This window comes from Leclercia sp. AS011, assembly GCF_037152535.1.
Taxonomy (GTDB): Bacteria; Pseudomonadota; Gammaproteobacteria; order Enterobacterales; family Enterobacteriaceae; genus Enterobacter.
Map to the genome: position 1 here is coordinate 889,566 of NZ_JBBCMA010000001.1, position 12,041 is coordinate 901,606.

The window sequence follows — 12,041 nt, forward strand, 5'->3', positions numbered from 1 at the left end:
TCACTCTTTCTCCATGTTCAGCGGGAAATGGCAGGCAAACAGATGGTTTCTCGGGCCGGCAAGGCGCGGGGTTTCGATACATTTCCGCTGCGCATAGGGGCAGCGCGGCCCCAGGCGGCAGCCGATCGGTAACTGCTCCAGCAGCGGGATCGCCCCCGGCAGGGTGTTAAGACGGCTTTTATGCGGCATGGAGCTGCCAAAATCGGGGATCGCACGGATCAGCGCCTGGGTATAGGGGTGATGCGGCATGGTCACCAGCTCCTCGCTACCGGCGGTTTCGACGGTCTGACCGCAGTACATCACATCGATCTTATCCGCCCACTTGCTCAGCATCTGCAGGTCATGGCTGATCAGCAAAATGGTGGTGTTGTTGTTCTGATTAAGGCGCGTGAGCAGGCGGAAAATTTGCGCCTGGGTGGTGGGCTCCATTGCGTTGGTCGGTTCGTCGGCAATCAGCAGGCGCGGCTGGTTGGCGAGCGCAATGGCGATCATCACTTTCTGGCACTCGCCGTCGGTCAGCTCGTAGGGGAAGCTGCGCATGGCGTCTTTATGATCCTTGATCCCCACCCGGTGCAGCAGCTCGATGGCGCGACGTTTACGCCAGCCAAAACGCTGCCACCAGCGACCTTTATAGGTCCAGGCGGGGATGTTCTGCATCAGCTGTTTGCCGACCCGTTCTGACGGATCGAGACAGGACTGCGGCTCCTGAAAAATCATCGACACGTTGTGGCCCACCAGCTTGCGTCGCTCGCGGACCGAGAGGCGCAGCAGGTCGATATCATCAAAGCGCATGCGGTCGGCGGTGACGCGCCAGTTATCTTTTGCCACGCCGCAAATGGCTTTGGCGATTAAGCTCTTGCCCGAGCCCGACTCGCCCACCAGGCCGCGGATCTCGCCTTCGCTCAGGGTGATGCTGACCCGGTCCACCGCTTTCACCCAGCCTTCGCCGGTTTTAAATTCAATCGTCAGATTGCGAATATCCAGTAACGGCATTATTCCACCCCCGCCACAATGGCGCGACGAATGCCGTCGCCAAGCAGGTTAACCAGCAGCACGCTGATCATGATCGCCGCCCCCGGCAGCATTACCGTCCAGGGCGCCACGTAGATCAGCTCCAGCGCGTCGCCCAGCATTGCTCCCCACTCCGGGGAAGGAAGCTGCGCGCCCAGATCGAGAAACCCGAGGGCGGCAATATCGAGGATCGCCATCGACAGGGCGCGGGTGATCTCGGTGACCATCCCGGAGGCGATATTGGGCAGCACCGCGAACCACAGAATATTTAAGGTGGTGGCACCATCCAGACGGGCGGCGACCACGTACTCTTTTTCCAGCTCATCGTGAACCAGGCTATAAACCGAGCGCACCATGCGCGGCAGCAGCGCCAGCCATACCGCGAACATGGCGTGGATCAGGTGCGGCCCGGAGAAGGCCACCACGATGATGGCCAGCAGCAGCGACGGGATCGACAGCAGGGTATCGAGAATATGGTTTGTCACCGCCGAACGCAGGCCGTGGGTTGACCCGGCGACAATGCCCAGCAACAGACCGCACAGCGTCGCCGCCAGGGTGACAATAAAGGCACCGCCTACCGTGGGGGCTGCGCCGCTCAGCAGGCGGCTCAGGACATCGCGCCCGAGGTCATCGGTGCCGAGGAAGAAGGAGACTTCGCCGTAACGCGACCAGGAGGGCGGTAACAGCTGATAGCCGAGGAACTGCTGGTCGATGCCGTAAGGGGCAAACCAGGAGCCCAGCAGGCACAGCAGCACCAGGCCGCCGCAGCCATACAGGCCGATCATCGCCGTGGTGTCACCATAGAAATTACGCCACGCGGTGCGCAATGCCCCGGGTGTGCGCTTTTCACTGTATACGCTATCGTAAGGCATACCATTCCTTATGTTTCAGCGGGTTAGCCATAGCGCCCAAAATATCTGATATCACGTTCACAATAATCACCAGCGCGCCAATGACCATCACCCCAGCGGAGATGGCGGCGTAGTCCTGCTGGCGGATGGCGTTGATCAGCCAGCGCCCCAGCCCCGGCCAGCTAAAGACCATCTCGGTGATCATCGCCAGGGTCAGCATGGTGGAGAACTGCAGGCCAAGACGCGGGATCACCGGCGGCAGGGCATTATGCAGGACGTGGCGACGTAAAATCGTCAGCCGCGACAGCCCGCGCGTGGCGGCGGCTTTGACATAGTTCTGATCGAACACCTCGATGGTGCTGATGCGCATCAGGCGGATCACTTCGGTGGTCGGCGCAACGGCCAGCGCCAGCACCGGCAACACCATGTGGCGCACGGCGCTGATAATCATCTCATGGCGCCAGACCGAATCTGAGAGCCAGGCGTCAATAATCGCGAAACCGGTGACCGTCTTTACCGCATACAGCAGGTCGAAGCGTCCGGATACCGGCAGCCAGCCAAGCGTCAGCGAGAAAAAGAGCGTCAGCAGCAGCGCCAGCCAGAATACCGGCACCGAAAAGCCAAGCAGGGCGAGGGCGCTGATGAGCTTATCCTGCCACTTGTTGCGGGTGATCCCGGCGAGCATCCCTACCGGGATCCCCACGACCAATGCAAAGCCGAACGCCAGGATGCACAGCTCCATGGTGGCGGGGAACACCTCCTTCAGCTGCTCGGCGATGGGCTGGCCGTTAATGCTCGAGACGCCAAAGTCCCAGTGCAGCACGCCTTCAAACCAGAACCACCAGGCATTCCACAGAGAGGCGCCCTGCAGCGGCGCATGGGGCGTGAAATAGCTCAGACTGAAGCCGACAAAGGTCAGAAAGAAGAGGGTGATCAGCAGCAACAGCAGCCGACGTAAGGTAAAAATAATCATGGTTTTTTCACCTCTTCTTGCGGCTCGCGGGAGACGCCGGCAAAGGACGCGTTACCAAACGGGCTGAGCACCAGGCCTTTAATGTCGTAACGGTAGGCCTGCAGACGCAGGGAGGAGGCCAGCGGCAGCACCGGCAGCTCTTTGGCCAGAATAACCTGCGCTTCGTCATAGGCATCAATGCGCGCCGCTAGCTGCTGCGTCGACAGCGCTTTACGCAAAATGTCGTCAAACTCGCGGTGGCACCAGTGGGCGTAGTTGGTCTGGGAGTCGATCGCCGCGCAGCTCAGCAGCGGCCGGAAGAAACTGTCCGGGTCGTTACTGTCGGTTGCCCAGCCTGCAAGCGTTAAATCATGATTCATGTCCATCAGGCGCGCCTCCTGAAAACGGCCTTCTACCGGGATGATCACCACCTTGACCCCCACCTGCGCGAGGTCGGCCTGCAATAGCTCGGCGGTCTTCAGCGGACTCGGGTTCCAGGCCTGGGAGCTGGTGGGCACCCACAGCTGCAGGGTAAGGTTCTCCGCCCCCAGCGCCTTGAGCTGCTCCCGTGATTTATCCGGATTGTATTCGGTAATTTTAGCCTCGCTATCGTAAGCCCACGAGGCGCGGGGCAGGATGGAGGCGGCGGTTTCTGCGGTACCGTAATAGATGGACTGCATCAGACGCTGGTTATTGATCGCCAGCGCCAGAGCGTGACGCACCGCCGGGTTGTTCAGCGGCGGCTTATTGGTGTTAAACGCCAGGTAGGCGATGTTCATCCCCGGACGCAGGGTCAGGCGCAGGCGCGGATCGTCGCGCAGGATGGTCAGCTGGCTGGCGGCGGGCCAGGCCAGCACATCGCACTCGCCGGTGAGCAGCTTCGACAAACGACCTGTGCCGCCGGAGCCTAAATCCACCACCACCTGCGGCATCAGCGGCTTGCCGCGCCAGAATTTTTCATGACGCTGCAGGCGCACATACTGCCCGGCGCGATACTCTGCCATCTGGAAGGGGCCGGTACCTACCGGCTGTCGATCCATCAGCTCCTGCTTATCCTGCAGGGTCAACTGGGTGGCATATTCGGAGGACATCACCGAGGCGTAGTGCGTCGCCAGATGCCACAGGAAGGAGGCATCCGGACGGGCGAGGGTAAACTCCACCGTGCGGTTGTCCAGCTTGCGTACGTTTTTTACCGTATCGGCAAACTGCAGACTGTCGAAGTAGGGGAAGCTGCCGCCGTTAACGTAGTGCCACGCATGGTCGCGGTTAAAAATACGCTGGAAGGTGAAGACCACATCGTCCGCATTGAGTTTGCGGGTAGGTTTAAACCACGGCGTGGTCTGGAAGTTCACATCGTCGCGCAGACGGAAACGGTAGGTGGCACCGTTGTCCAGGACTTCCCAGCTCTCGGCCAGCTCCGGCACCAGGCGGTACGTGTAGGGGTCGACATCCAGCAGACGGTCATACAGCTGTGCGGCGAGGGTATCGACGATCAGGCCGCTGCTCGCTTTTTGCGGGTTGAAGGTGTTGACCTGCCCACTGACGCAGTAGACAAAGCCGCTGTCGCGAATATCGGCGCGATCTGCAGGCGTGGGCGCAGCAAAAGCCTGGCTACTTAACAGACCGAGCGCAATCAGGGACGAGAAAACCAGACGCATAATTTTTAAGGTTTTTAGTGACGATCTGCAAAGTGTATCGCACTTACACCTGCTTCGTAAAAATGTCTGCGGATAAGTGCTGATATTGTCAGCGCATTTGATGCTTTTTGAGCAATGCCCTTAACTGATGGTAGGTCAGCCCCAGCAGCTCAGCCGCGCGTTTCTGATTAAATTTCGCCTCCCGCAGACTCTGCTCCAGCAGCTGCTTTTCCTGCTCATGCTGGAACTGGCGCAAATCCAGCGGCAGGGCAGGCGAAGCTGCGGCGCGGGGCTTCTCCACGGGCGAGTGGGTGGGACGATTAAAGGGATCGATTACAATCTCATCCAGCTCGGTCTCGCTGCTGCCGTGGCGATAGACGGAACGCTCCACCACGTTTTTCAGCTCACGAATATTGCCCGGCCAGCGGTAGTCGAGCAGCGTTTCGCGGGCGCGCGGGCTGAAGCCAGGGAACAGCGGCAGGCCCAGCTCGCGGCACATCTGGATGGCAAACTGCTCCGCCAGCAGCATGATATCGCTGCGCCGCTCGCGCAGCGGCGGCAGGTTGACAACGTCAAACGCCAGCCGATCCAGCAGGTCGGCGCGAAACCGCTCCTGCTCGACCATCTCCGGCAGATTGGCATTGGTGGCGCACACCAGCCGCACATTCACCTGTAGCGGCTGACTGCCCCCCACGCGTTCCAGCTCGCCATACTCAATGACGCGCAGCAGTTTTTCCTGCACCAGCATCGGGGCGGTGGCCAGCTCGTCGAGGAACAGCGTCCCGCCGTCGGCGCGCTCGAAGCGCCCGGGGTGACGCCGCTGTGCGCCGGTAAAGGCCCCCGCCTCATGGCCGAAAAGTTCGGTATCAAGCAGATTCTCGTTCAGTGCCGCGCAGTTCAGGGAGATAAAAGGCCCATCCCAGCGGCCAGATAAATAGTGCAGGCGGTTGGCAATCAGCTCTTTCCCGGTGCCGCGCTCGCCGATGATCAGCACCGGTTTATTCAGCGGTGCCAGGCGTGAAACCTGCTCCAGTACCTCGAGAAAGCTATTAGCTTCCCCGAGTAATGTATCTTTAAATTCAGCCATGATGAAATTAACCATTTATTGGTGTGATTCACTAAGCGAGAGTAGGGTGTAACGGGCGAAAAAGCAATCACCTTACGTAAAATCAATAAGATAAAAACCTGGCACGGGATTTGTATTAGCTAAACAGCAGGGCTTAGCCCGATAACAGAAATGTGAGGATTCAATTATGGGTATTTTTTCTCGTTTTGCCGACATCGTGAACGCCAACATCAACTCGCTGCTGGAGAAAGCAGAAGACCCGCAGAAGCTGGTACGTCTGATGATTCAGGAGATGGAAGATACGCTGGTCGAAGTGCGTTCCACCTCTGCCCGTGCGCTGGCGGAGAAGAAGCAGCTCTCGCGCCGCATTGAACAGGCTACCGCTCAACAGAACGAATGGCAGGAAAAAGCCGAACTGGCGCTGCGTAAAGATAAAGACGATCTGGCCCGCTCTGCGCTGATCGAAAAGCAGAAGCTGACCGACATCGTGGCAACCCTGGAGCAGGAAGTTACGCTGGTGGATGAAACTCTGGCCCGCATGAAGAAAGAGATCGCGGAGCTCGAGAACAAACTGAGCGAAACCCGCGCCCGTCAGCAAGCCCTGACCCTGCGTCATCAGGCGGCTAACTCTTCCCGCGACGTGCGCCGTCAGCTCGACAGCGGCAAGATTGACGAGGCCATGGCCCGTTTCGAATCCTTTGAGCGCCGGATCGATCAGATGGAAGCGGAAGCCGAAAGCCACAGCTTTGGCAAACAGAAGACGCTGGATCAGCAGTTTGCCGATCTGAAAGCGGATGATGAAATCAGCGAGCAACTGGCCGCGCTGAAAGCCAGAATGAAACAAGACAATCAATAATAATACCTGCGGCGTCGGCTGGCGCCGCCACTCATCGTAAGACAAGGAGTAGACATGAGCGCGCTTTTTCTTGCCATTCCGCTGACCATTTTCGTGCTGTTCGTATTGCCGATCTGGCTGTGGCTGCATTACAGCAACCGTTATTCCCGGGGGGAGTTGTCCCAAAGCGAACAGCAGCGTCTGGCGCAGTTAACCCAGGACGCGAACAAAATGCGTGAACGTATTCAGGCGCTGGAAGCGATCCTGGATGCAGAACACCCGAACTGGAGGGAGCGTTAATGGCCAAACTGAACCTGAATAAAAAATTGTGGCGTATCCCCCAGCAGGGGATGGTGCGTGGCGTCTGTGCCGGGCTGGCGCACTACCTCGACGTGCCGGTTAAGCTGGTGCGCGTGGTGACGGTGCTCTCCATTTTCTTTGGCCTGGCCTTTATTACCCTCGTAGCCTATATCATTTTATCCTTCGTGCTGGACCCAATGCCGGACAGCGCGATGGGGGATGAAAATGCTCCGACCAGCAGCGAACTGCTGGACGCGGTGGATGCCCAACTGTCAGCAGGCGAGCAACGTCTGCGTGAGATGGAGCGGTATGTCACCTCTGATACCTTCTCGCTGCGAAGCCGTTTTCGTCAGCTTTAATAGAGAGATCTGATATGAATCAACGCTGGCAACAGGCCGGGCAGCAGGTTAAGCCGGGCCTGAAATTCGCAGGGAAGCTGGTGTTACTCACCGCACTGCGTTACGGCCCGGCAGGCGTGGCGGGCTGGGCGATCAAATCCGTTGCGCGTAAGCCGGTCCGGATGCTGCTGGCGGTGGCGCTGGAGCCGATGCTGAAAAAGCTCGCTAACCGGCTCTCCGGTAAACTGAAATAGACCGCAACGGCACAGCGCTGAACGTGCCGTCGCGGCGCTTTTATTCCCTTCTCCTTGTCCCCATGTCATATTTCTCAGAATAATAATTCCTTCAGGCAGAACAGGATGGCGATGAAGCGATTTAAAAACGAACTCAATTCTCTGGTTAACCGTGGGGTTGACCGTCATTTGCGCCTGGCGGTCACCGGACTGAGCCGCAGCGGCAAAACCGCCTTTATCACGGCGATGGTCAATCAACTGCTTAACCTGCATGCCGGGGCGCGTTTACCCCTGCTGAGCGCCGTGCGCGAAGAGCGTCTGCTCGGCGTGAAGCGCGTGCCCCAGCGCGATTTTGGCATTCCCCGTTTTACCTACGACGAAGGGCTGGCCCAGCTGTATGGCTCCCCGCCCACCTGGCCGACGCCGACCCGTGGGGTGAGCGAGATCCGCCTGGCGCTGCGCTATCGTTCTAACGATTCGCTGCTGCGTCACTTTAAAGAGACCTCCACCCTCTATCTGGAGATCGTCGATTATCCCGGCGAATGGCTGCTCGATCTGCCAATGCTGACGCAGGATTACCTGACCTGGTCCCGGCAGATGACCGGCCTGCTGCAGGGGCAACGCGCTGAGTGGTCTGCCCGCTGGCGCGCGCTGTGTGAAGGGCTGGATCCGCTGGCCCCCGCCGACGAAAACCGGCTAGCGGCCATCTCGGAAGCCTGGACTGATTACCTGCATCAATGCAAAAAAGAGGGACTCCACTTTATTCAGCCTGGCCGCTTTGTGCTCCCGGGGGATATGGCGGGGGCCCCGGCGCTGCAATTTTTCCCCTGGCCGGACGTGGATGCTTTTGGCGAATCGAAGCTGGCTCAGGCGGACAAACACACCAACGCCGGGATGCTGCGCGAGCGTTTCAACTACTACTGCGAAAAAGTGGTCAAGGGGTTCTACACCAACCACTTTTTACGCTTCGATCGCCAGATTGTGCTGGTGGATTGCCTGCAGCCGCTCAACAGCGGGCCGCAGGCCTTTAACGACATGCGTCTCGCGCTTACTCAGCTGATGCAGAGCTTCCACTACGGGCAGCGCACGCTGTTCCGTCGCCTGTTCTCCCCGGTGATCGACAAACTGCTGTTTGCCGCCACCAAGGCGGATCACGTCACGGTGGATCAACACGCCAATATGGTGTCGCTCCTGCAACAGCTGGTGCAGGATGCCTGGCAGAACGCGGCCTTTGAGGGCATCAGCATGGACTGTCTGGGGCTGGCCTCGGTGCAGGCCACCCAGAGCGGGCTGATTGACGTCAACGGGGATAAGATCCCGGCGCTGCGCGGCCACCGTCTGAGCGATGGTGCCCCGCTGACGGTCTATCCCGGCGAAGTCCCCGCCCGGCTGCCCGGTCAGGCATTCTGGGAAAAACAGGGTTTCCAGTTCGAAGCCTTCCGTCCGCAGACAATGAATGTTGACCAGCCGCTGCCGCATATACGCCTCGACGCCGCGCTGGAGTTTTTAATTGGAGATAAATTGCGATGACTGAACCCTTAAAACCGCGCATGGATTTTAGCGGTACGCTGGAGCAGGAGCAGCATGAGGCCTTTAAGGCGGCTCAGACTTTTGATTCAACTCAGGCCGGGCAGTTTTCCCCGGTGGTCACCGACATGCTCCCCGCCGAAGAGGGGCAGGCCGAAGCGGTGGTTGAGGCCGCCCTGCGCCCTAAACGCAGCCTGTGGCGCAAAATGGTCAGCGCCGGGCTGCTGCTGACCGGCGTCACGGTAGTGGGGCAAGGCGCGCAGTGGGCGATCAATGCCTGGCAAACCCAGGACTGGGTGGCGCTGGGCGGCTGCGCGGCCGGGGCCCTGATTGTCGGGGCGGGCGTGGGCTCCATCGCCACCGAATGGCGTCGCTTATGGCGACTGCGCCAGCGCGCGCACGAGCGTGACGAAGCCCGGGATCTGCTCCAAAGCCACGGTACCGGCAACGGGCGGGCGTTTTGCGAAAAGCTGGCGAAACAGGCCGGGCTCGATCAGTCGCACCCGGCGCTGCAGCGCTGGTATGCCGCGATCCATGAAACCCAGAACGATCGTGAGGTGGTCTCGCTGTATGCCCATCTGGTGCAGCCGGTGCTGGACAGCCAGGCGAGGCGGGAGATCAGTCGCTCGGCGGCAGAATCGACCCTGATGATCGCCGTCAGCCCGCTGGCGCTGGTGGACATGGCCTTTATCGCCTGGCGCAATCTGCGTCTGATCAACCGCATCGCCACCCTCTACGGCATTGAGCTGGGCTATTACAGCCGCCTGCGTCTGTTCCGCCTGGTGCTGCTGAACATGGCCTTCGCCGGTGCCAGCGAGGTGGTGCGCGAAGTGGGGATGGACTGGATGTCGCAGGATCTTGCCGCGCGGCTCTCGGCCCGTGCAGCCCAGGGGATTGGTGCCGGACTGCTCACCGCACGACTGGGGATCAAAGCCATGGAGCTGTGCCGTCCTCTGCCGTGGACAGCGGACGATAAACCGCGGCTGGGGGATTTCCGTCGTGAATTAATCGGCCAGCTAAAAGAAACCCTCAACAAAAAACCGCAGTAGCTATTTTGCCTCGCACATAATTCCGCCACTCGCTTCACAGGCTGTCAATATTTGTTGACAGCCTGCTTCCCGATTGCCGATATCTGGCTTATCATTTCAGAGTTACTGTTTATAGAGTGATTTTCCCATGCGTCTGGAAGTGTTTTGTAAGGACCGTATCGGCCTGACTCGCGAGTTACTCGATCTCCTTGTTTTGCGTAGCATTGATCTGCGCGGGATTGAGATCGACCCTATCGGGAAGATTTACCTGAACTTTGCTGAAATTGCTTTCGATACATTCAGCAGCTTAATGGCTGAAATCCGCCGTATCGCTGGCGTTACGGACGTGCGCACCGTCCCCTGGATGCCCTCCGAGCGTGAGCATCTGGCCCTGAGCGCGCTGCTGGAAGCGATGCCGGAGCCGTTCTTATCCCTGGATCTGAAGGGCAAAATTGACCGGGCCAACCAGGCAAGCTGCCAGCTGTTTGCCCAGGAGCCGGACAAGCTGAGCAGCCAGAATGCCGCCCAGCTGATCCCCGGCTTCAACTTCCCGCGCTGGCTGGAGAGCAACCCGCAGTCGACCCACAGCGAACATGTGATCATCAACGGGCAGAACTTCCTGATGGAGATCACCCCGGTCTACCTGCAGGGCGACAACGACGACCGCACCCTGACCGGGTCGGTGATTATGCTGCGCTCGACGGTACGTATGGGGCGTCAGCTGCAAAATCTGTCGAGCCAGGATGTGGGTGCCTTTAGCCAGATTATTGCCGTCAGCCCGAAGATGCGCCACGTGGTGGAGCAGGCGCGCAAGCTGGCAAACCTGGCGGCACCTCTGTTGATCACCGGCGATACCGGCACCGGGAAAGATCTGCTGGCCCATGCGGTACATCAGGCGGGGCCGCGCGCGGCGAAACCTTATCTGGCGCTGAACTGCGCCTCTATTCCGGAAGATGCCGTCGAAAGCGAGCTCTTCGGCCACGCGCCGGAAGGGAAAAAAGGCTTCTTTGAACAGGCCAACGGCGGTTCGGTGCTGCTGGACGAGATTGGCGAAATGTCGCCGCGCATGCAGGCCAAACTGCTGCGTTTCCTCAACGACGGTACCTTCCGTCGGGTGGGGGAAGATCATGAGGTCCATGTGGATGTGCGGGTGATTTGCGCCACCCAGAAGAATCTGGTGGAGCTGGTGCAGAAGGGCGTCTTCCGCGAAGATCTCTATTATCGTCTCAACGTGCTGACGCTGAATATCCCGCCGCTGCGCGATTGTCCGCAGGACATCATGCCGCTGACCGAGCTGTTTGTGGCGCGCTTTGCCGATGAGCAGGGGATCCCGCGACCGAAGTTCTCAGCCGATCTCAATACCGTGCTCACCCGTTACGGCTGGCCGGGCAATATCCGTCAGTTGAAGAATGCGATCTATCGGGCACTGACTCAGCTTGAAGGCTATGAGCTGCGGCCGCAGGATATCTTGCTGCCGGATTATGACGCCGGTACGGTGGCAGTAGGCGAAGAGGCGATGGAAGGGTCGCTGGACGACATCACCAGCCGCTTTGAACGCTCGGTGCTGACGCAGCTCTATCGTAACTATCCCAGCACGCGTAAGCTGGCGAAAAGGTTGGGTGTTTCGCATACCGCTATCGCCAACAAGCTGCGCGAGTACGGTCTGAGCCAGAAGAAGGGTGACGAGTAAAAAAAAAAAGCCTCCGCAGGGAGGCTTTCTTTTTGCGCTTACGCTTTCAGCGCTTCAAGCGCCGCAGCGTAATCCGGCTCGGTGGTGATTTCATTCACCAGGTGGCTGAACACGACGGTGTCGTTTTCGTCGATCACCACAACCGCACGGGCGGCCAGGCCTTTCAGAGCACCTTCAGCGATACCCACACCGTACTGCTCCAGGAATTCCGGGTTGCGCAGGGTGGAGAGGGTGATAACGTTGCTCAGACCTTCAGCACCGCAGAAACGGGACTGGGCGAACGGCAGGTCGGCGGAGATGCACAGCACAACGGTGTTGTCCATTTCAGTCGCCAGCTGGTTGAATTTACGCACAGATGCGGCACACACGCCGGTATCGATGCTTGGGAAAATGTTCAGCACTTTACGCTTGCCGGCAAACTGGCTCAGCACGACGTCAGACAGATCTTTTGCCACGAGCGTAAACGCCTGCGCTTTGCTGCCAGTCTGAGGAATGGATCCTGCAACAGAAACCGGGTTGCCCTGGAAATGAACGAGTTGTGACATAGTTATCTTCCTGTTTACATATAGTTAA

13 protein-coding genes are annotated in these 12,041 nt (G+C 59.2%); 7 read left to right on the plus strand and 6 right to left on the minus strand.

What is annotated here, in order from left to right:
- From sapD to pspF, 5 genes are all read right to left on the minus strand, one after another.
- Entirely contained in the window at nucleotides 1-993 is a 993-nt protein-coding gene (gene sapD, locus WFO70_RS04145; RefSeq protein ID WP_333849329.1) for a putrescine export ABC transporter ATP-binding protein SapD, read from the minus strand.
- A complete protein-coding gene (sapC, locus tag WFO70_RS04150) occupies nucleotides 993-1,883 on the minus strand; it encodes a putrescine export ABC transporter permease SapC (RefSeq protein ID WP_337014779.1) in 891 nt (296 codons plus the stop codon). The genes sapD and sapC overlap by 1 nt, the downstream gene beginning before the upstream one ends.
- A complete protein-coding gene (sapB, locus tag WFO70_RS04155; protein WP_337014780.1) occupies nucleotides 1,870-2,835 on the minus strand; it encodes a putrescine export ABC transporter permease SapB in 966 nt (321 codons plus the stop codon). Before sapB ends, sapC begins: the two co-directional genes overlap by 14 nt.
- Entirely contained in the window at nucleotides 2,832-4,472 is a 1,641-nt protein-coding gene (sapA, locus tag WFO70_RS04160; RefSeq protein ID WP_337014781.1) for an ABC transporter substrate-binding protein SapA, read from the minus strand. The genes sapB and sapA overlap by 4 nt, the downstream gene beginning before the upstream one ends.
- A gap of 88 nt (nucleotides 4,473-4,560) precedes the next feature.
- The gene (gene pspF / locus WFO70_RS04165; protein WP_337014782.1) at nucleotides 4,561-5,553 is read right to left on the minus strand and encodes a phage shock protein operon transcriptional activator; all 993 of its coding nucleotides are present in this window, start codon (nucleotides 5,551-5,553) and stop codon (nucleotides 4,561-4,563) included.
- A gap of 151 nt (nucleotides 5,554-5,704) precedes the next feature.
- Between pspF and pspA the strand changes: the two genes are divergently transcribed.
- The 7 genes from pspA to tyrR all read left to right on the plus strand — a co-directional run bounded on the left by pspA (nucleotide 5,705) and on the right by tyrR (nucleotide 11,468).
- On the plus strand, nucleotides 5,705-6,373 hold the full coding sequence (gene pspA / locus WFO70_RS04170; RefSeq protein ID WP_337014783.1) for a phage shock protein PspA: 669 nt from the start codon (nucleotides 5,705-5,707) through the stop codon (nucleotides 6,371-6,373).
- A gap of 54 nt (nucleotides 6,374-6,427) precedes the next feature.
- A complete protein-coding gene (gene pspB, locus WFO70_RS04175) occupies nucleotides 6,428-6,652 on the plus strand; it encodes an envelope stress response membrane protein PspB (RefSeq protein ID WP_337014784.1) in 225 nt (74 codons plus the stop codon).
- Nucleotides 6,652-7,011 (plus strand): envelope stress response membrane protein PspC, encoded by a 360-nt coding sequence (gene pspC, locus WFO70_RS04180; protein ID WP_337014785.1) that lies wholly within the window; start codon nucleotides 6,652-6,654, stop codon nucleotides 7,009-7,011. Before pspB ends, pspC begins: the two co-directional genes overlap by 1 nt.
- A gap of 14 nt (nucleotides 7,012-7,025) precedes the next feature.
- A complete protein-coding gene (gene pspD / locus WFO70_RS04185) occupies nucleotides 7,026-7,244 on the plus strand; it encodes a phage shock protein PspD (protein WP_285125832.1) in 219 nt (72 codons plus the stop codon).
- A 111-nt stretch (nucleotides 7,245-7,355) separates the two neighbouring features.
- Nucleotides 7,356-8,753, plus strand: coding sequence for a YcjX family protein (locus WFO70_RS04190; RefSeq protein WP_337014786.1), 1,398 nt, complete (start codon nucleotides 7,356-7,358; stop codon nucleotides 8,751-8,753).
- The gene (locus WFO70_RS04195; protein WP_337014787.1) at nucleotides 8,750-9,799 is read left to right on the plus strand and encodes a YcjF family protein; all 1,050 of its coding nucleotides are present in this window, start codon (nucleotides 8,750-8,752) and stop codon (nucleotides 9,797-9,799) included. Before WFO70_RS04190 ends, WFO70_RS04195 begins: the two co-directional genes overlap by 4 nt.
- 127 nt (nucleotides 9,800-9,926) lie before the next feature.
- Complete coding sequence (tyrR, locus tag WFO70_RS04200; RefSeq protein WP_337014788.1) at nucleotides 9,927-11,468, plus strand: transcriptional regulator TyrR; 1,542 nt, start codon at nucleotides 9,927-9,929, stop codon at nucleotides 11,466-11,468.
- 38 nt (nucleotides 11,469-11,506) lie between these two features.
- On the opposite strand, the gene tpx is transcribed toward tyrR, so the two are convergent.
- A complete protein-coding gene (tpx, locus tag WFO70_RS04205) occupies nucleotides 11,507-12,013 on the minus strand; it encodes a thiol peroxidase (protein ID WP_032611112.1) in 507 nt (168 codons plus the stop codon).
- Nucleotides 12,014-12,041 lie beyond the last annotated feature (28 nt).